Below are 19,184 nucleotides of genomic sequence, written 5' to 3' on the forward strand. Positions count from 1 at the left end.
TAATGCCCCGTCCCGGGCCACCGGGCCAATTCGCCCGGCATGCGCCGGGCGCCGACCCAGAACCGAGGAAACAGTCCGTGAAAGTCGTACAACTGCTCCCCGCGCTGAACTCCGGGGGTGTCGAACGCGGCACCGTGGATATGGCGCGGGCCCTGGTTCAGGCCGGACACGAGTCGGTGGTCATCTCCAGCGGCGGCACCATGGTCACGCAGCTGGAAGCGGAGGGCACGACCCACATCGCCCTGCCAGTGCACCGCAAGTCGCCACTGAGCCTGCTGCAGGTGCGGCCCCTGCGGCGCCTGATCGAGACGCTGCAGCCGGATATCCTGCACGTGCGCTCGCGGGTGCCGGCCTGGCTGACCTACCTGGCGTGGAAAAAGATGGATCCGCGCACACGCCCACGCCTGGTCAGCACCGCGCACGGCCTCTATTCCATCAACCGCTACAGTGCGATCATGGCGCGCAGCGAGCAGGTCATCGCCATCTCCGACTGCGTGCGCGACTATCTGCTGGAGAACTATTCGCAGGACCTGCAGCGCCCGCCGCAGGTCATCTACCGCGGTGTCGACACCGCCGAGTTCTACCCGCAACTGGCCCTGCCGGACGGCTGGGAAAGCGGGGTGCAGGAAGAATTTCCACAGCTGGCGGGCAAGCGCTGGCTGCTGCTGCCGGGGCGCCTGACCCGCTGGAAGGGCCAGGAAGACTTTATCGAACTGGTGGCGCGTCTCGCCGGCGAGCGCGACGACATCCACGGCGTCGTACTGGGCGGAGCCGAGCCCAACAAGCAGCACTACGAAGAGGAGCTGCAGCAGAAGGCCCGTGAACTGGGAGTCGGCGATCGCCTCACCTTCGTCGGCCGGCGCAGCGATATCCGTTACTGGTACAAACGCGCGGCGATCGTGTACAACCTGTCCAAAAAACCGGAACCCTTCGGGCGCACCGTGATCGAGGCCGCCGCCATCGGCACCCCGATCATCGGTTACAATAGCGGCGGCCCGGCAGAATCCCTGCGCGCCTGTTTCCCCCGGGGGCTGGTGGCCGATGGCGATGCCGACGCGCTCTACCACAAGACCCTGGAACTGCTCGACAGCGATGCGCGCACACAGCTGGACCCGGAATTCACATTGGAAACCCTGGCGCAGCGCACCCTCGCCCTGTACCAGTCACTACTCATCGAGACAAGGAAGAACGCGGCTTGATCGACCTGCGCGACCTGCAACCCTTTGCCAGCGGCGGCAACCGCCACTGCTACCGCCATCCGCAGCAGCCGGAGCTGTGCGTCAAGGTCATGCGCCGCGGCCGCGTCGCCGAGTTACGCGGTCGCGCGCCCTGGTACAAGGCGCTGGTCAGCGACAAGCGCTTCGACGACAACGAGCGCGAAGTGGAGGGCTACGCCCAGCCGGCCCTGAAGAACGCCGGCAGCCACAGCCCGGTGTGGCAGCACCTGCCGCGCTGGTACGGCATCCAGGAAACCAGCGAGGGCCCCGGCGCGGTGTCACAGCTGATCGTCGATAGCGACGGCAAGCCGGCGCCGACCCTGGAAGACTACCTGCACCAGTATGGACTGGACGCCCATATCCGCGCGGCGCTGGCGCGCTTTTCCGAGTGGCTGCGGGAGACCCGGGTACTGACCAAGAATATCCTGCCCCACAACCTGGTGGTGCGCGATGAGGACGGACGCCTGGAACTCTACCTGATCGACGGCCTCGGCAGCGCCGCCTTCCTGCCGCTGGCAAAACTCTTCGACCACTTCAGCCGGCGCTATATCGAGCGCCGTATCCAGCGCATGTGGCAGCGCATCCGCTGGGAGGTGTCAGACAAATCACTGACCTGGAAAGAGGCGGAGCGCCGCCGCGACGAGGGTTAGCGGTTCGCACAGGCGGCTGCTAAGTTATAAGTTCGGCTGCCCGCCAGGGCGCGCGGGCGCTGCAACCGACACAAATGGAGTGACTCGCCGCCGCCGCCGCGGAAACGCTGCTGTGGCCGCAATGCTGTTCACTTGGCCGCGGTTGCCGCAAAGGTGGCGCTATCCAAGTAGTTAAGCGAACAGCATTGCGCCATGGCCGGCCCCACGCACTCCAGAAGACGACTAAACCGATGATATTGCCCGTGATAATGGCCGGCGGCTCCGGCACCCGGCTGTGGCCACTTTCCCGCCAGCTATACCCCAAGCAGTTTCTGCCGCTGTACGGCCAGCAGACCATGCTGCAGGAAACCTGCGCCCGGCTGGCCGCGCTCGAACACCTGCCGCCGCTGCTGGTGTGCGGCGAGGAGCACCGCTTCACGGTGGCGGAGCAGTTGCGCACCATCGACCAGGACCACAGCGGTATTGTGCTGGAGCCGGCCGGACGCAATACCGCCCCGGCGGTGGCCCTGGCGGCGCTGCGCGCGCTGGCGGTCGAGCATGAAGATGCGCTGCTGCTGGTTCTCCCCGCCGACCACGTCATCAAGGATGTCGACACCTTCGTCGCAACGGTCGAGCGCGCCCGCCCTTTCGCCGAACAGGGCCAGCTGGTGACCTTCGGTATCGTGCCCGCGGCACCGGAAACCGGGTACGGCTATATTCGCCGGGCGGCCGGCAAAGCCGCTGATACGGCGTTTGCGGTGGCGGAATTTGTCGAGAAACCCGACCTCGCCAAGGCGCGCCAGTATGTGCGCAGCGGTGACTTCTTCTGGAACAGCGGCATGTTCCTGTTTCGCGCCCGCCGCTTTCTGGAGGAGCTCAAGGCCCATCGCCCCGATATCCTCACCGCCTGCGAGCGGGCCATGGCCGGCGCGGCGGTGGACGCGGATTTCGTGCGCCCCGAGCGGGAAATTTTCCTCGGCTGCCCGGATGAGTCGATCGATTACGCCGTGATGGAAAAAACCCGCAGCGCCGTGGTTGTACCGATGGACTGCGGATGGAGCGATGTCGGCTCCTGGTCTGCGCTGTGGGAGACATCCGACAAGGATGAAAGCGGCAATACCGCCAATGGCGACGTGATCATTTACGATAGCCGCAACTGCTACGTGCGCAGCGAAGCCAAGCTGATTGCCGCGGTCGGGCTCGACGATGTGGTGATCGTCGAGAGTGACGACGCCATTATGGTGGCCGCCAAGGACCGCGTGCAGGAAGTCAAAAAAGTGGTCGAGCAGCTCAGGGCGGCAGATCGGCCTGAGGCCAGAGTTCACCGCAAGGTGTATCGCCCGTGGGGGTTTTACGACTCGGTCGATTCCGGCGAGCGCTTTCAGGTCAAGCGGATTGTCGTCAATCCCGGCGCCCAGCTGAGCCTGCAGATGCATCACCACCGGGCGGAACACTGGGTGGTGGTTTCCGGCACCGCGCAAGTGACCTGTGGCAGGAAAACCCTGCTGATAACCGAAAACCAGTCCACCTATATTCCGCTGGGAGTAAAACACCGGCTGGAAAACCCCGGCACCATTCCGCTGGAGCTGGTCGAGGTGCAGTCGGGCTCCTATCTCGGCGAGGACGACATCGTCCGCTTCGCCGACAAGTACGCCAGAAACTGAGCGCGCTAGCGCACCGGGCCGCGCACTGCGGCCCGGCCGTCAGCGCAGCGCTTCGACAAATCGCTGCACCGAGACCCGCCACTGGCCACTATCGCGCGCCAGCCGCGCGGCATTCTCCCCCAATTGCCGACGCAACTGTGCATCCTCGAGCAGGCGCAGGATCTGCGCCGTGACATCGGCCTGGCTGTCCGCGTCGCACAGCAGACCCGTCTGCCCGTCTATCACCGCATCGGCAGCTCCGCCCTCGCGCCCGGCCAGCGCCGGCACGCCGTACCAACCCGCCTCGCGATAAACGATGCCAAACCCCTCTACCGAGTCGCCCTCGCGCCGGGCCGGCATCACAAACAGGTCGACCAGCGAAAACAGCGCCGCCTTTTTTTCGTCATCGACCATGCCGGCAAACACCACACAGTCGGCGACGCCCCGGTCCGCGGCCAGCTTCTCCAGGCGCGCGCGGTCGTCGCCGCCACCGGCGACGATATACAGCACCTGCGGAAACTGCCGGCGAATGTCGGCCAGTGCACCGATCACCGTATCCACCCCCTTGCGCGGCTCGAGGCGCGCAAGCGTCATCAGTACCGGGCCGCGCCCGGCCACCAGGGAACGCAGCGCTGCAACCTGTTGCGGATCGGGCTGCGGCTGCGGATCGATCGGCGGATTGATCACGGTGAGCGGCACCTCGCCGACATAGGGCTGTACCAGCGAAGCGGTATAGGCGGAATTGGCGATCACGGTACGGGTCGACGCCAGCGCCTTGCCAATCCGCTCGCGCTTCCAGGCGCCTGGATTGTGGGGAAACTCCATACCGTGCGCCAGCACCACCACTGGCACACCGAGCCCGGTCAACAGCTCCGAGCTCTTCCAGGAATCGGCAAATATCCCGCGCACGCCGCCTTTGCGCACAGCCTCTTTGATGGCGCGCGCCTTGCACCGGCGCCGCCAGGGACGCGCGCCGCCAAAGCGGTGCACCGGATAGCCGCGCGGGCGCTCTTCGCCCGCGCTGCGCACGCGGTCGGCGTAGACTTCCAGCGGCAGACCGGCGGCGGCGAGATTGTCCGCCAGCCCGCCCATCAGGTTTTCAATGCCACCGCGATCCGGTGGGAAATTTTGCGTCGCAATCAGAATCACGTACGCCTCCAAACAACGACAAGGCAATCGGGAAAATTGGCGGTCTGCCGCCCCGCTCGGGGCACTCGCCGCAGGTATCTCGGCTGGGACAACGCTAGGGGGAACTCTGCGGACAGCTATCTTCGGTCAACTAACAGCAATCTTTGGTCAACTTCTTCGGTCAACTATAGGAGACCGCCCCCAGGCTGGAGTCCGGATTCGCTCCTACAAAATGCCGCAGCGGCGCAGCAGCGCGCGGGCACAATGGTAATACTGGTTCAGTGGTTCGCGGCCGCCCGGCCACGGGTGTGCGGCATCGGCGATGCGGTCGGTGACCAGCTCCTGGTCCACCAGCCGCTGCATGGCGCCGCGCACCTTGTTCACCCGGCGCCGGCTGGGCAACTGCAGGACGCCAACGCGGGCTTCACTCTGCAGCGCTTCGAACACCATCGAGATGCTGTCGCCGGTTACCCACACCTGCTCCACCCGCGCCAGCTGCTGCGGCAGCCAGTCCGGCGGGCAGTCGCGCCAGCTCTGCACCTGCGCGCGGCTGGCGGATACCAGCTCCAGGGCGCCGGCGGGGGTGCGGCGGCTGTCGGAGACCACCCAGTCCACCGGCATCGCCAGCAGCTCGGCCAGTTGCCGCTCCACCACTCTGGCATCCCAGCGGAAGTGCTTGCTGGGTCCCCCCATCAGCAGCAGGCCGGTACCGCGTTGCATCTGCCCGCGCGGCAGCGGCTCGGTCAGCGCCCCCTGGCTCAGAATCACGTTCTCCAGCGCCGCCGGGCGATCGTGCTCGGGCACAATGGCGTAGTCGAACCAGCGGATCGGTAGCGTCGGGCGGTTGATCGCCACACTGGTGCCGCCAAACCAGCGCTTGGCCAGCGCCACCGGCCAGTGGCTGCGGCGACCCGCTCCAAACAGCAGGTCCGGCCGCGGCAGCGCGCGCAGTGATTCGGCAAAAGCGGGACGCAGCGCGGCGATGGAGCCGGGCTCGCGGATCTCGCAGCAGGTTACCTCATCCACGCACTCGCGCAGCCCGGCGAGCAGTGCGGCGCTCTGCTTTTCGTGTGCGCGATTGCCATCGAGAAAACGCCAGACCGTCAGCCGCAATTGGGAAACCCCGGACAAGTGAAATGGAGTGGCACCCGGGCCATGGCGCGCAGGCGCGCAGCGGCAAAGGCGCGAAGGGACGCAATCCTACCCCAAGGCCCCATTCTATTGAAGCCCCACTGCCATCCAGTATAATCCGACCCCTGTACTCGGCCGCCGCGCCGTATCGCGGCCACCGCTCCCCGCCAGCCGGGGCCCCGCCGCTCCCGATCAAACGGCACGCAGTTTCGACTTGCCGGACTTTGCCGACGGTTTTCATCTATGCGCATCATTCATGTCGACAATCACCAGCAGCGAAAGTACGGCTACACCTCGGTCAGTTGGGCGCTGAAGCTCTACACCGGACTCATCCGCGCCGGCCACAATGTGCTCGCCTTCAGTGACCGTGACGTGGCCGCGTATGAGGCGCCGTTGCGCATCCGCGAGCTGGCCAGCCGCAAGAAAATCAACCGCCGCCTGCTGCAGGCGGCCGAGGCGTTCGAGCCCGACCTGGTGATCCTCGGCCACTGCGACCTGATCGACAACGATACCTTCGCCGAGATCCGCCGCCTGCGCCCGCAGACGGTGATCGCCGCGTGCAACAATGACCCGCTGTTCGTGCCGCGCAATTCCGACAATATCGCCAAGCGCTGCGAAATTGCCGATGCGATGTTCGTCTCCACTGGACCGGACGACCTCAAACGCTACGAGGGTGCCCGCGCCAGCCTGTGGCATATGCCCAACCCGGTAGACCCGTCGGTGGAGGACGCCAACTGCAGCGCACGCACCGACCTGGAAGTAGACCTGCTGTTCTGCAGCAAGGCGCAGGCCTACACCGAGCGCGGCAAACTGGTGCACTACCTGAAGGAGCACCTGCCGGCCGACCTGAAATTCCGCACCCCGGGCATGTTCGAGCAGCCGACGCTGTGGGGTCGCGACTATGACCATATCCTCGCCAACAGCAAGATGGGCCTGAACCTGAACCGCCAGGAGGGCTACCAGTGGTATTCGTCGGCGCGCATCGCGCAGATGGCCGGCAACGGCCTGCTGGTGTTCACCCACGCGGCGGCGCACTTCAATGACTTTATGCCGGCGGAGACGCTGGTGTATTTCGACAACAAGGAATCCCTCGCGCGCAAGGTTGCCGAATTTCACCGCGACGACGCGATGCGCCGGCACTGGGCTGGCCGCTGCCGGGAATTCTTCCACCGCGAAATCAACAATACGCTCAACGCCCAGTACATCGTCGAGAGCGCCATGCAACTCCCACACAGTCACGACTATGTCTGGATCAAGTAGTATCGATTCCTCCATTCCCCCATCCCTGTACCGCGGCGGCAGCCCCCGCTGGATCGACGGCCTGCTAAGCTTTGCCGACATCGGCCTGCTGCTGATGCTGTGCTCGTTCTATCTGGTGCCGGCAGTGGCCGGTGTGCAGACCGGCTTTTACCTGACGCTGGTACTGCCGACGCTGCTGCTGTTGGGCTGGCGTCGCGATTTCGGCTTCCTGCGCTCCTGGCAGTTTGCGGTTTTCTGCGGACTGCCGCTATTGCTGGCCATCTCCTCGCTGTGGGCACCGGCCGACGGCGGCGACGTGCGCCGGGAATTTTCCTTCTACCTGAAACTGGTGGCCTACCTGGCAGTGTTGTACTGCGCACTGTATCTGGTACTCGAACGCCGCGGGCCGGCGCCGCTGGCGCGCTGGCTGCTGTGGCTGATTCCGGTGGGCACGGCCTCCTGTATCGCCTCGCTGGCGCACTACGGCCTCGATGGCGGCTTTGCGCACTGGCGCCGTATCGGTGGTATCTCGCTGGAGGGCGACATCGACAAGACCGCCATGCTGTATGGCTTCCACGCACTGTTCTGCTGCTACGGGATAAGCCGCCGCTCGCGCCGCTGGCAACTGCTGTCCTGGAGCGGCCTGGTCATTTCCTGTGCCTATATCCTGCTGTCGCAGACCAAGATTCCGATTGTCATGTCCGCCGCCGCCATCGCACTCGCCGCCCTGGTCAGTGGCTCGCGCGTATTGCGCATCGCCGTGGCGCTGGCGTTTGTTGCCGCGCCGCTCGGCTATATGGCAATTTTCGGTGATCTGCCGCTAATGCACCGCAGTGTTGCCTACTCGATTCGCCTCGAGCTGTGGGGCAAGGCTTTCGACGAATTCCTGCAGTCGCCACTGATCGGTTCCGGGCTGATGTACAAGTGGTTTCTGGAGCTGCGCACTACCCTGCCACACCCACACAATTACCTGCTGGATATCGCGCGCTTCAGTGGCCTGCTGGGCGTGCTTTTTGCGGCCGCACAACTGCTCGCCGCCGCCTCGGCCGCGCGCGACCCGGCCGGCTGGCGGCAGTGGGTGCCGGGGCTGTATATCGCCTGGTTCGGCTTTGGCACCGTCGCAATGCTGGTCTACGCCCAGCAGCCACTGGTCAGGCCCAGTTACATCTGGTTCTATTACTGGGTGCCGCTGGCGGTACTATTGGTGCTGGACCAGCTTTCCGGCGCCCAGCGCCGGCACGCCACGGTAGCTGCAGCGACCGCCGGCAACTCAACTATCGCGGAGTCACACGGATGAACGTTACTGTTTTCGGTACCGGCTATGTGGGCCTGGTACAGGCTGCCATTCTTGCGGAGGCGGGCAACAAGGTTGTCTGCATCGATATCGACGCGGACAAGGTCGCGCGGTTACGCGACGGGCATATCCCCATTTACGAACCGGGCCTCGAGCCACTGGTGGAAAACAGTATCGCCAGCGGCAACCTGAGCTTCTCCACCGATGCCACGCTCGGTGTCAGCCACGGTGAACTGATTTTTATCGCTGTGGGCACACCGCCGGACGAGGACGGCTCGGCGGACCTGCGCCATGTACTGACGGTGGCCGATACCATCGCCAGCCACATGAGCGAGAAGAAATACATTATCAACAAGTCGACGGTGCCGGTGGGCACTGCGGACAAGGTGCGCGCAACAGTCGAGGCGCGCCTGGCCAAGCGGGATCTGAGTGCGCTGCCGTTCGATGTGATCTCCAACCCGGAGTTTCTGAAGGAAGGCTCGGCGGTGGCCGACTGCATGCGCCCGGACCGCATCGTTATCGGCACTTCGGAGAAAGACTCCGAGCAGAAGATGCGCCAGCTGTATGCCCCCTTCAACCGCAACCACGAGAAGATCCTGGTGATGGACGTGAAGAGTGCGGAGCTGACCAAGTACGCGGCCAACTGCATGCTGGCCACCAAGATCAGCTTTATGAACGAGATTGCCAATATCGCCGACCGGGTGGGTGCCGACATCGAATCGGTGCGCCACGGTATCGGCTCGGATCCGCGCGTGGGCTACCAGTTTATCTACGCCGGTATCGGCTACGGCGGCTCCTGTTTTCCCAAGGACGTGAAAGCGCTGATCTCCTCGGCCAAGCAAATGGGGCTGAACGCCGAGATACTGAACGCGGTGGAGTCCCGCAACGAACAGCAGAAACACTACCTGGCGGACAAGATCGAAAAACACTTCGACGGCGAGCTGACCGGTAAGACCTTCGCGCTGTGGGGCCTGTCGTTCAAGCCCAACACCGACGATATGCGCGAGGCGCCGAGCCGCGTGCTGATGGAACGCCTGTGGGCCAGGGGCGCGCGCGTGCGCGCGTTCGATCCGGAGGCAATGGAAGAGTGCCAGCGCATCTACGGCGAGCGCGATGACCTGCAGCTGTGTGATTCCAAGGAAGCGGCCCTGGCCGGCGCCGATGCGCTGATCATTGCCACCGAGTGGCAGCAGTTCAAGGCGGTGGATACCCGCGCGCTGGGTGAAAAACTGCAGCAGCCGGTGATCTTTGACGGGCGCAATCTGTACGATCCGACGGATATGTGTGAGGCTGGATTTACCTATTACTGTGTCGGGCGGCCGTGAACCAGCAACTAAAGTAGAAAATCGAAACTCCGTTCCCGGTCCCGCGGCTTTCTAGTTTCGTGCGAGGCCGGCATGGGGGCGGCTTTCCGGGACACGCTGTGTATACATCCCTGTACGCTCGTAGTCGGCATCCATGCCTCATACGGTCCCGGAAAGCCGCCCCCATACCGACCGGGAATGCGCAGTGCCAGATTCCAGAAAGTTTTTGAGCGCACTTGCGAAAGTCGAGCCGGAGTAGCAGACGTGATACGCAGCCGCTGATGTCGGCAACAGGGGCGCCTCAGAGCCAGTTACCACTCCCCGCAACTCAAGCCGAAGCCAACGCCTGCGGCGCATCGAAATCCGCCACATCGGTGAGCCAGCCCAGGTGCGCCTGGCTGCGGCCGTGCACCGCATCGAAATACATTTCCTGCAAGCGCTTGGTGATCGGGCCGCGGCGGCCTGCGCCGATGGTGCGCCCGTCGAGTATGCGGATCGGCAGTACCTCGGCGGCGGTGCCGGTGAAGAAGGCTTCGTCGGCGATATAGACCTCGTCGCGGGTGATGCGCTTTTCCACCACCTTGTAGCCGCACTCCTCGGCCAGCTGGATCACCGTCCTGCGGGTGATACCGTCGAGGCAGGAAGTCAGCTCCGGGGTGTAGAGCACGCCGTCGGTGACGATAAAGACATTCTCGCCGCTGCCCTCGGCCACGTAGCCCTCCGGATCCAGCAACAGTGCCTCCTCGCAGCCGTTGCGCACCGCTTCCTGCAGCGCCAGCATCGAGTTGATGTAGTTGCCATTGGCCTTGGCCTTGCACATGGCGATGTTCACGTGGTGGCGGGTATAGGAGGACGTATTGACCTTGATACCTAGCTCGCGCGCCTCGGGGCTCATGTAGCTGGGCCACTCCCAGGCGGCGACGATCACATGGGTCTGCAGCGCATCCGCGCGCAGGCCCATGCCCTCGGAGCCGTAGAAGGCCATCGGGCGCAGGTAGGCCTCGGAAAGACCGTTCTCGCGCACCACCAGGCGCTGGGCCTCGTCCAGCTGTTCAGCGTCGAACGGCATGGGCATATTCATGATTTTGGCGGAGCGCAGCAGCCGCCGGGTGTGGTCCTGCAGCCTAAAGATACTGGTGCCGCCATCGGCAGAATGAGCGCTGCCGGCGCTGGTCTGAGCGCCTGCGGCGCTAGTTCGATAGGCGCGCACGCCTTCAAAGACGCCCATACCGTAGTGCAGGGTGTGGGTCAGAACGTGGACGCGGGCATCGCGCCAGGGGATTAATTCGCCGTCAAACCAGATAACGCCGTCGCGATCGGCAAAAGACATGGAAAACTCCTACAGATCCGTAACCGGATTCCTGAAAAACAGTTTATGCACAAAGCGCAGTGCACGGCGGTTCAACCGAGCAACTGCTGCCAGCTTGTAGAAACGGTCTTTCTTTCCGCTTTGAACTGGTCACCGTTAACAACTCCCGGCAATTGTTGTAATGCCAGGCGATGACCCTCAGATCGGTAGGCTTTGTAGGCGTCGATCAGATGATCGGCTTGGTGGGCCGACATCAGGCCGGCCTCAGTGAGGCATTCGAGAATGCGGATATTGTCGGTAAAACGCACTATCGACGGCGCTTTATGCGCCCGGGCCAGAGCGTAATACTGAACCATAAATTCGATATCGACAATACCGCCGGGGCCCTGCTTCAGATCGAACTTTTGATCATTGCTCTTATCCAGGTGATCGCGCATTTTATTGCGCATTGCCACCACTTCATCGCGTAATTTACCCTCATCGCGCGCCTCGCAAAGCAATTTGAGCCGCAGCTGCTCGAAATCGCCGCCGAGCCGTGCACTGCCCGCCACCGGCCGCGCGCGCACCAGTGCCTGGTGCTCCCAGGTCCAGGCGCTCTCGCGCTGGTACTTCTCGAACGCGGTCAGCGAGGTCACCAGCAGGCCGGAATTGCCGGACGGGCGCAGGCGCGTGTCCACCTCATACAGCGGCCCGCTCAGGGTGCGCGTCTGCAGGATATGAATCAGGCGCTGGGCCAGGCGGGTGTAGAAACTCAGGTTATCGATCGGCCGCTCACCGCCGGTGTACTGCTGTGGCTCGGCGTCGTGCACGAAGACGATATCCAGGTCGGAGCCGTGCCCCAGCTCCAGTCCGCCGAGCTTGCCGTAAGCGATGATGACAAAGTGCATATCCGCGGCGCTGGCACCGGCCGGCGCGCCGTGCTTTTCCACCACTTGGTTCCAGGCCAGCGTCAGCGACTGCTGCAGGATCGCCTCCGCCAGCCAGGTGAGCGAATCGCTGACTTTCATCAGCGGCAGTGCGCCGCTGACTTCCTGCGCGGCGATGCGCAGGCTCTGGCTCTGCTTGAAGTGGCGCAGCGCTTCCATCTGCGCCTCGAGATCTTCCGGATCGACCCGCAGCATTTCCCGGCGCAGCTCGTCAGCGATATCGGCGGCGGAGGCCGGCGCCAGCAGACGGCGCGAATCCAGCATCTCGTCGAGCAGGATCGGGTGGCGCGCCAGCTGCTCGGCAATATGCGGGCTGGCACTACACAGGCGCAGCAGCTGCTTCAACACCGGCGGATTCTCGTTGACCAGCACCAGGTAGGCGCTGCGGCGCAGCACCGCACGCACCAGCGGCAGTACCCGCGACAGTGCCAGCAGCGGCGCGTCCTCCTGCGCCGCGGCGGCCAGCAGCAGCGGAATAAACTGGTCCAGGCGCGCGCGGGCACTATTGGGCAGCGCCGCGACGATGCGCTCGCCACCGAGGTCCGCCAGCAGTTTCAGCGCCTCCGCCGCCGGCTCGAAGCCAGCCGCGGCCAGCGTCTGCGTATTGGCCTCATCGCTGTTGCTGTCGGTGCAGCTGGCCCACAGGCTCTCCCACTCCTCGGCGGCGCTGGGCGCGGCGATTTCTTCCGGCGGCGCGATCACCTCATCAAACTCGCGCTGGATCAGCGCGCGCGCGTCGGACAACTCACCAACGAGCCGGGTCCAGTCGGTGCGGTCGAGGGCAAACGCCAGGCGCGCGCGGCGCTCGTCCTCCGTCGGCAGCGTCTGAGTCTGCTGGTCGCGCTCCGCCTGCAACGCGTGCTCGACCCGGCGCAGCAGCAGGTAGGCCGCGGCCAGGCCGGCGGTGCTGCCCGCCTGCAGGTGGCCATCCGCCTCCAGCAACGGCAGCAACTTGAGCAGGTTACGCTCGCGCAGCGCCGGCTCGCGACCGCCGCGAATCAGCTGGAAGGCCTGGGCGATAAACTCGACCTCACGGATACCGCCGCGGCCGAGCTTGATATTGTCTTCCATGCCGCGCGCGCGCACCTGGCGCTGGATCAGCGCCTTCATCTCGCGCAGCGCATCAATCGCACTGAAATCGATATAGCGGCGGTAGGTAAACGGCCGCAGCAGCTCCATCAGCTCCGCCGCCACGTCGTCCGGGCCGGCCACCGGCCGCGCCTTGACCATGGCGTAGCGCTCCCACTCGCGCCCCTGGGTCTGGTAGTAGTCCTCCAGTGCGGCGAAATGACTCACCAGCGGACCGCTGTCGCCATAGGGTCGCAGGCGCATATCCACGCGGAACACGAAACCATCGGCAGTCATCGCATCCAGGGACTTGATCAGCCGCTGCCCCAGGCGCTGGAAGAAAGCCTGGTTTTCCAGGCTCTGCTCGCCGTCGGTGTGGCCCGGCGAGCGGTAGGCAAAAATCAGGTCGATATCCGACGATAGGTTCAGCTCGCGCGCGCCCAGCTTGCCCATCCCCAGCACCACCAGCGCCTGGCTGTTGCCGTCGCTGTCGCGCGGCTCGCCGTAGCGCTCGACCAACGCGCGGCGATGCCAATTGAGCGCAGCCTGAATGCAGACTTCGGCCAGATCGCTCAGGCGCGCACAGACACGCGGAATGCCCCACTGGCCGGCAAAGTCGCGGTAGATCGCCTCGGCGGTGACACGGTTTCTGAGCTGGCGCAGCGCGCGCTCCAGCGCCTCGTCGCCGTCGACAGCGTCGAGATCGAGCGGCGCCAGCCCCAGATCGTCTTGCTGCAACAGCGCCGGCAGCAACTGCGGGTCGTGGCCGCACTGGCGGAAAAAGAAATCCGAGCCGATAAAACTGCGCGCCACTGCCAGCTGCCGGGGTTCATCCTGCAACAGCGCTTCGACGCTGGCAGCGACCTCCGTACCGACCTGCTCGCGCCAGTGATGCCACCGGTCGTCGAGTTGGGTTTGGAATTGTTGCGGGCAGGCGGAGAACAGGGACATTGCGACTTCCTATCGCGGCCATGGGCCGCTCCTACAAAACGATGTGAGCGAATTCAGCTGAGCAATTAAAAGAATACTGCACCAGATGCGCAGGCTCCGCTGCCGGGGGCCGCCCGGGAAGCGATTGCCGATAAGGCTGTTGAGCGGGCGGCCACCGGCAGCGGAACCGCCACTATGCTTATTACCCGGCGGTGCGCACGGCGCCCCCTACGCGAGCCCCACACCTCAAAACGCAATATCCGGTGGCGGCGCTACACGTAACACTTCGGCCACGGTGGTGAGGCCGGCGGCGACTTTTTTCGCGCCGGACAGGCGCAGGCTGTTCATGCCCTCGCGCATCGCGCGGCGGCGCAGTTGCTGCAGATCGCTGTCGGCAGTGATCTGCGCCTGCACCGCCTCCGTGAACGGCAAGATCTCGTAGATGCCCTGGCGGCCGCGGTAGCCGGTATTGCGGCATTCCAGGCAGCCCTCCGGGCGGTAGACCACCGGCGGGCGCGGCGCCTTCCACGGGCGCACCAGCGCCTGCCAGTCCTCCTCGCTGATTTCATCTTTCTGCTTGCACGCCGGGCACAGGGTGCGCACCAGGCGCTGGGCCATAACGCCGAGCACGGTGGATTTGAGCAGGTAGTGCGGCAGGCCCAGGTCGAGCAGGCGCGTGACGGCGGTGGGCGCATCGTTGGTGTGCAGGGTGGAAATCACCAGGTGGCCAGTCAGCGCCGCCTGCACCGCCATCTGCGCGGTCTCCAGGTCGCGGATCTCACCGACCATGATGATGTCCGGGTCCTGGCGCATCAGGGTGCGGATACCGGCGGCGAAATCCAGACCGATGGAATGGTGCACCTGGGTCTGGTTGAAACTCTCCTCCACCATCTCGATCGGGTCCTCGATGGTGGAGACATTGACCTCGCTGGTGGCCAGTTGCTTGAGGCCGGTGTACAGGGTAGTGGTCTTACCCGAGCCGGTGGGGCCGGTGACCAGCACGATGCCGTTGGGGCGCGCCAGCATCTTCTGCCAGCGCGCCAGGTCGTCGCCGCCGAGGCCCAGGTCGCTGTAGGAGCGCGCCAGCACTTCCGGGTCGAAGATCCGCATCACCAGTTTCTCGCCGAAGGCAGTGGGCAGGGTCGACAGGCGCAGCTCCACTTCGCGGCCGTCCGGGCGCTTAGTCTTGATGCGGCCGTCCTGGGGCTTGCGCTTCTCCGCCACATTCATGCGCCCGAGGATCTTCAGGCGGCTGGTGATGGCGGCGTTGACCGCGTCCGGCAGCTCGTGGATCGGGTGCAGTACCCCATCGATGCGGAAGCGGATACGGCCGATGTCGCGGCGCGGTTCGATATGGATATCGCTGGCGCGCTGGTCGAAGGCGTGCTGCAGCAGCCAGTCGACGATATTGACGATGTGCTGGTCGTCGGCATCCGGATCCTTGAGCTGGCCCAGCTCCAGCAGCTGCTCGAAATTGCCCGAGCCGGAGCTGCCCTTGAGGCCGCTGGCGCCGGAGATAGAGCTGGCGAGGGAGTAGAACTCCACGCAATAGCGCTTGATGTCGGCGGGATCCGCCACCACCCGCTGCACCGCGCGACCGCTGGTGTGCGCCAACTGCTCCTCCCAGCCATGGGTGTAGGGCTGCGCGGTGGCCACCAGCAGCGTGTCGCGACCGGCCTCGACGCACAGGATCTGGTGGCGCTTGGCGAACTGGAAGCTCATCACCTCGGTGACAGCACCGGCATGCACCTTGAGCGGGTCGATATGGTAGAGACGGTGGCCGGAGGTCTCCGCCAGCCATACGGTCAGCGTCTCGCGGTCGAGCACTCTGCCGGGGTGCTGCTGATCCTGCAGCTCGCAGCTGGCGATATAGGTCAGCGGGTGCATCTGCGCCTGTTCGGCGGTGCGCGGCGTGCCGATCAGGCGGTTGGCATCCGCACGGCTGACCCGCTGATGGGATACCAGGTCCTCAAGCAGCCCCGGTAAGTCCAGTAGTCTATCCGCCAGTTTTTGCGCCGTCATAGGAGGAATTACCCGTCTATTCTGTGTGTAGCCGTCGGCGCATTGTAGCTCTAACAGGCCGCTGAAAAATGCCTTCCTTGGCATTTTTCCGCCCGGGTTTGCCGCGCATGGCCGCAACCGCTCCACGACAAATCAAGCACTTAGAAGCTCGAATTGCGGCCGGCCCACCGCGGCCGGGTTGGCAGGCGGCTGAAAAATAGGCTGTCAGCAGCCTGCCCACGGCGCACAACAACGGTGCACCCCGCGCGGCTATTACCGTGCGTGCGCCAACTTGGGGTACCATGCCGCCGATTCGCACCCAGAACAACGGAGCTAACCATGCCCTTGTCCAATATCGCCAACCTGTTTGGCCGCTCGCCGATCAAGCCGATCAAAGAGCATATGGCCACGGCCCACGAGGCCTCGGCCGGACTGGTTCCCTTTTTTACCGCACTGATACAGGGCGACCTGAACGCGGCGGAAACAACGCAGAAAGAGATTTCTGCCTGCGAGAACCGCGCCGACGATATCAAGCGCGACCTGCGCCTGCACCTGCCGGACAGCCTGTTTATGCCGGTGTCCCGCTCCGACCTGCTGGAGCTGTTGCACGCCCAGGACGAAGTCGCCAACACCGCCCAGGATATCGCCGGGCTGGCCATCGGCCGCAAGATGCAGATCCCGGAAAAGCTGCAATCGCTGATGACCACCTTCGTCGACAGCGCCGTGGCCGCCTCGGCCCAGGCCCTGCGCGCCATCAACGAGCTGGACGAACTGCTGGAGAGCGGCTTTGCCGGCCGCGAGATGGACATCGCCAAGCGCATGACCGAGGAGCTGGACGACCTGGAGCGCAAGTCCGACAGGCTGGAAGTGGAAATTCGCGCCGCCCTGTTCGCAATCGAGAAGGATCTCCCGCCGGTAGACGTCATGTTCCTCTACCGCATCATCGAGTGGATCGGCGACCTGGCCGACCGCGCCCACAGCGTGGGTAACCGCTTACAACTGTTGCTGGCACGCTAACGGGGGGATACAGATGGACGTTATCAGCCAACACGGCGAGATCTTCCTGATCCTCGCCTGCGTCTTCGGATTTTTCATGGCCTGGGGGGTCGGCGCCAACGATGTGGCCAACGCCATGGGCACCTCGGTGGGCTCGCGCGCACTGACCATCAAACAGGCGATCCTGATCGCCATGGTGTTCGAGTTTGCCGGCGCCTACCTGGCCGGCGGCGAGGTCACCGCCACCATCCGCAAGGGCATCATCGCCCCGGAAATATTTAGCACGCAGCCAGAACTGCTGGTGTACGGCATGCTCGCCTCGCTGCTGGCCGCCGGCACCTGGCTGATGATCGCCAGCCTGCTGGGTTGGCCGGTCTCCACCACCCACTCCATCGTGGGCGCCATTGTCGGCTTCTCGGCGGTGGGCATTTCCGTCGACGCGGTGGCCTGGGGCAAGGTCGGTTCCATCGTGGCGAGCTGGGTGGTATCGCCGTTGCTCGCCGGTACCTTTGCCTTCCTGCTGTTCCGCAGTGTACAGCGGCTGATCCTCAACACCGAGGATCCGTTCACCAACGCCAAGCGCTATGTCCCGTTCTACATGTTCGCAGTGGGCTGGATGATCGCCATGGTCACCCTGAAGAAGGGGCTCAAGCATGTGCTCGGCGATGCAGGAATCAGCTTTTCCTTCCTGGAAGATGCCGGTATCGCCGCCATCGTCGGCGTTCTGGTAGCCATTCTTGGTATCGTCATGATGCAGCGCATCAAGCGCGATCCGGAACTCGAGCGCGATAACCGCTTCGCCAGCGTGGAGCGGATATTCGGCATACTCATGGTGTTCACCGCCTGCTCCATGGCCTTCGCGCACGGTTCCAACGATGTCGCCAATGCCATTGGCCCGCTGGCAGCCATCGTCAATACCGTGCAGGCCGGCGCGGTGACCGCCAAGGCGGCGATGCCGTCGTGGATACTGCTGCTCGGTGGTGCCGGTATCGTCGTGGGTCTCGCCACCTACGGCTTCAAGGTGATGGCCACCATCGGCAAGAAGATCACCGAGCTGACCCCGAGCCGCGGCTTCGCCGCCGAGCTGGGCGCTGCCGCCACCGTGGTGCTGGCCTCCGGTACCGGCCTGCCGGTCTCCACCACGCATACGCTGGTGGGCGCGGTGCTCGGTGTCGGCCTGGCCCGTGGTATCGGCGCGCTGAACCTGCGCATGATCAGTACCATCGTGGTGTCCTGGGTAGTCACCCTGCCCGCCGGCGCCGCCCTGGCGATTGTGTTTTTCTTCTTCTTCAAGGGCGTATTCGGCTTATAAACGTCGGCTTGTTCTGCTAGAAAGGGGAAGCGGCTGTGCCGCTTCCCCTTTTTTATTAACCCGACAATCAAATATTTCGTCCTGAAATATTTGATTGTCGCCCTTGAAACGCTGGCAAAGATGCGTGGATCTTCTTGCATTTCAAGGGCTTGCGCCCGAGCTACGCTCGGCGACGGCACATCCTTGTGCCGCGTTAACCCGGCAATATTTTATTGCCGGGTTAATATTTCAACTCCAGACAGAGATAAGGTCAGTCCCATGCAGTTGCCCCTCTACCAGGCCGACGCCTTCACATCGAAACTGTTCGGCGGTAATCCCGCCGCGCTGGTGCCGCTCGAGGAGTGGCTCGCGGATGATCTGCTGCAGGCGATTGCGGCGGAAAACAATCTGGCCGAGACCGCGTTTATCGTACCCGCCGGGCGCGGCTACCAATTGCGCTGGTTCACGCCCGGAGCGGAAGTGCCGCTGTGCGGCCACGCCACCCTGGCCACCGCGCACCTGCTGTGGAGCGAACTCGGTTACGAAGAAGAGGAAATCGTTTTCTCCACCAAGAGCGGTGAGTTGACGGCGCGCCGCGCGGGTGCGCTGATTGAAATGGATTTCCCCGCGCAACCGCCACAGGAGATCGCGCTGCGGCCGGAATTCACCGCCGCCGTAGGCGCAGAGCCGCTGCGCGCACTGGCAGTGCCGGGAGACAACGACAAAATAATGCTGGTATTTGCGCATGCGGCGCAGGTAGCGGAACTCAAACCCGACCCGCGCGCCGTGGCCGGCCTGCCTTACTGCGGGGTAATCTGCACCGCGCCGGGTGCAGGCTTCGACTGCGACTTTGTCAGCCGCTTTTTCGCGCCGGTCATCGGCATCGACGAGGACCCGGTAACCGGTTCCGCCCACACACTGCTGACGCCCTACTGGGCGGCACAACTGGATCGCGAGCAATTAAGGGCGCGCCAGATCTCTGCGCGCGGCGGTGAAATCGAATGCGAACTGCGCGCCGACAGGGTATTGCTGCGCGGCACGGCGGTAACCTACCTGCGCGGACACATGGTGCTCTGAG

The 19,184-nt window shown here is 64.4% G+C and carries 14 protein-coding genes; 9 read left to right on the top strand and 5 right to left on the bottom strand.

Going from position 1 to position 19,184, the window contains the following annotated elements; genetic code table 11:
* Nucleotides 1–77 precede the first annotated feature (77 nt).
* From ABDK11_RS17115 to ABDK11_RS17125, 3 genes are all read left to right on the top strand, one after another.
* Nucleotides 78–1,199 (top strand): glycosyltransferase family 4 protein, encoded by a 1,122-nt coding sequence (locus ABDK11_RS17115; protein WP_346837737.1) that lies wholly within the window; start codon nucleotides 78–80, stop codon nucleotides 1,197–1,199.
* A complete protein-coding gene (locus ABDK11_RS17120; RefSeq protein ID WP_346837738.1) occupies nucleotides 1,196–1,867 on the top strand; it encodes a YrbL family protein in 672 nt (223 codons plus the stop codon). The genes ABDK11_RS17115 and ABDK11_RS17120 overlap by 4 nt, the downstream gene beginning before the upstream one ends.
* 230 nt (nucleotides 1,868–2,097) lie before the next feature.
* Nucleotides 2,098–3,510: a mannose-1-phosphate guanylyltransferase/mannose-6-phosphate isomerase gene (locus ABDK11_RS17125; RefSeq protein ID WP_346837739.1), complete on the top strand. Its 1,413-nt coding sequence runs from the start codon at nucleotides 2,098–2,100 to the stop codon at nucleotides 3,508–3,510.
* Between the two features lie 39 nt (nucleotides 3,511–3,549).
* On the opposite strand, the gene ABDK11_RS17130 is transcribed toward ABDK11_RS17125, so the two are convergent.
* Both ABDK11_RS17130 and ABDK11_RS17135 read right to left on the bottom strand, forming a co-directional pair.
* Entirely contained in the window at nucleotides 3,550–4,638 is a 1,089-nt protein-coding gene (locus ABDK11_RS17130) for a glycosyltransferase family 4 protein (RefSeq protein ID WP_346837740.1), read from the bottom strand.
* Between the two features lie 204 nt (nucleotides 4,639–4,842).
* Nucleotides 4,843–5,730, bottom strand: coding sequence for an ELM1/GtrOC1 family putative glycosyltransferase (locus ABDK11_RS17135; RefSeq protein ID WP_346837741.1), 888 nt, complete (start codon nucleotides 5,728–5,730; stop codon nucleotides 4,843–4,845).
* Between the two features lie 261 nt (nucleotides 5,731–5,991).
* Here ABDK11_RS17135 and ABDK11_RS17140 point away from each other — a divergent pair, with 261 nt between their 5' ends.
* From ABDK11_RS17140 to ABDK11_RS17150, 3 genes are read left to right on the top strand one after another with little or no spacing between them, the layout of a single operon-like run.
* The gene (locus ABDK11_RS17140; RefSeq protein WP_346837742.1) at nucleotides 5,992–7,008 is read left to right on the top strand and encodes a glycosyltransferase; all 1,017 of its coding nucleotides are present in this window, start codon (nucleotides 5,992–5,994) and stop codon (nucleotides 7,006–7,008) included.
* Nucleotides 6,992–8,284 (top strand): O-antigen ligase family protein, encoded by a 1,293-nt coding sequence (locus ABDK11_RS17145; protein ID WP_346837743.1) that lies wholly within the window; start codon nucleotides 6,992–6,994, stop codon nucleotides 8,282–8,284. The genes ABDK11_RS17140 and ABDK11_RS17145 overlap by 17 nt, the downstream gene beginning before the upstream one ends.
* A complete protein-coding gene (locus tag ABDK11_RS17150) occupies nucleotides 8,281–9,606 on the top strand; it encodes a UDP-glucose/GDP-mannose dehydrogenase family protein (protein WP_346837744.1) in 1,326 nt (441 codons plus the stop codon). The genes ABDK11_RS17145 and ABDK11_RS17150 overlap by 4 nt, the downstream gene beginning before the upstream one ends.
* A 307-nt stretch (nucleotides 9,607–9,913) precedes the next feature.
* On the opposite strand, the gene ABDK11_RS17155 is transcribed toward ABDK11_RS17150, so the two are convergent.
* The 3 genes from ABDK11_RS17155 to ABDK11_RS17165 form a co-directional block, all read right to left on the bottom strand.
* Nucleotides 9,914–10,915 carry a branched-chain amino acid transaminase gene (locus tag ABDK11_RS17155; protein ID WP_346837745.1) on the bottom strand — a complete coding sequence of 334 codons (1,002 nt, stop codon included), beginning with the start codon at nucleotides 10,913–10,915 and terminating at the stop codon, nucleotides 9,914–9,916.
* A 71-nt stretch (nucleotides 10,916–10,986) separates the two neighbouring features.
* Nucleotides 10,987–13,839 (bottom strand): bifunctional [glutamate--ammonia ligase]-adenylyl-L-tyrosine phosphorylase/[glutamate--ammonia-ligase] adenylyltransferase, encoded by a 2,853-nt coding sequence (gene glnE, locus ABDK11_RS17160; protein WP_346837746.1) that lies wholly within the window; start codon nucleotides 13,837–13,839, stop codon nucleotides 10,987–10,989.
* A 225-nt stretch (nucleotides 13,840–14,064) separates the two neighbouring features.
* Nucleotides 14,065–15,840, bottom strand: coding sequence for a GspE/PulE family protein (locus ABDK11_RS17165; protein WP_346837747.1), 1,776 nt, complete (start codon nucleotides 15,838–15,840; stop codon nucleotides 14,065–14,067).
* A gap of 318 nt (nucleotides 15,841–16,158) precedes the next feature.
* Between ABDK11_RS17165 and ABDK11_RS17170 the strand changes: the two genes are divergently transcribed.
* The 3 genes from ABDK11_RS17170 to ABDK11_RS17180 all read left to right on the top strand — a co-directional run bounded on the left by ABDK11_RS17170 (nucleotide 16,159) and on the right by ABDK11_RS17180 (nucleotide 19,183).
* The gene (locus tag ABDK11_RS17170; protein ID WP_346837748.1) at nucleotides 16,159–16,836 is read left to right on the top strand and encodes a TIGR00153 family protein; all 678 of its coding nucleotides are present in this window, start codon (nucleotides 16,159–16,161) and stop codon (nucleotides 16,834–16,836) included.
* A gap of 13 nt (nucleotides 16,837–16,849) precedes the next feature.
* Nucleotides 16,850–18,127: an inorganic phosphate transporter gene (locus ABDK11_RS17175; RefSeq protein ID WP_346837749.1), complete on the top strand. Its 1,278-nt coding sequence runs from the start codon at nucleotides 16,850–16,852 to the stop codon at nucleotides 18,125–18,127.
* Nucleotides 18,128–18,385: 258 nt separating this feature from the next.
* Nucleotides 18,386–19,183 (top strand): PhzF family phenazine biosynthesis protein, encoded by a 798-nt coding sequence (locus tag ABDK11_RS17180; protein ID WP_346837750.1) that lies wholly within the window; start codon nucleotides 18,386–18,388, stop codon nucleotides 19,181–19,183.
* The last annotated feature ends 1 nt before the right edge of the window (nucleotide 19,184 follow it).

It is taken from the genome of Microbulbifer sp. SAOS-129_SWC, assembly GCF_039696035.1.
GTDB lineage: Bacteria > Pseudomonadota > Gammaproteobacteria > Pseudomonadales > Cellvibrionaceae > Microbulbifer.

What these genes read in the sequence shown, in the direction of transcription:
- ABDK11_RS17125 (WP_346837739.1), top strand. Translation starts at nt 2,098, where the DNA reads ATGATATTGCCCGTGATAATGGCCGGCGGCTCCGGCACCCGGCTGTGG.
- ABDK11_RS17155 (WP_346837745.1), bottom strand. Translation starts at nt 10,915, where the DNA reads ATGTCTTTTGCCGATCGCGACGGCGTTATCTGGTTTGACGGCGAATTA.
- glnE (WP_346837746.1), bottom strand. Translation starts at nt 13,839, where the DNA reads ATGTCCCTGTTCTCCGCCTGCCCGCAACAATTCCAAACCCAACTCGAC.
- ABDK11_RS17170 (WP_346837748.1), top strand. Translation starts at nt 16,159, where the DNA reads ATGCCCTTGTCCAATATCGCCAACCTGTTTGGCCGCTCGCCGATCAAG.
- ABDK11_RS17175 (WP_346837749.1), top strand. Translation starts at nt 16,850, where the DNA reads ATGGACGTTATCAGCCAACACGGCGAGATCTTCCTGATCCTCGCCTGC.
- ABDK11_RS17165 (WP_346837747.1), bottom strand. Translation starts at nt 15,840, where the DNA reads ATGACGGCGCAAAAACTGGCGGATAGACTACTGGACTTACCGGGGCTG.
- ABDK11_RS17140 (WP_346837742.1), top strand. Translation starts at nt 5,992, where the DNA reads ATGCGCATCATTCATGTCGACAATCACCAGCAGCGAAAGTACGGCTAC.
- ABDK11_RS17145 (WP_346837743.1), top strand. Translation starts at nt 6,992, where the DNA reads ATGTCTGGATCAAGTAGTATCGATTCCTCCATTCCCCCATCCCTGTAC.
- ABDK11_RS17180 (WP_346837750.1), top strand. Translation starts at nt 18,386, where the DNA reads ATGCAGTTGCCCCTCTACCAGGCCGACGCCTTCACATCGAAACTGTTC.
- ABDK11_RS17150 (WP_346837744.1), top strand. Translation starts at nt 8,281, where the DNA reads ATGAACGTTACTGTTTTCGGTACCGGCTATGTGGGCCTGGTACAGGCT.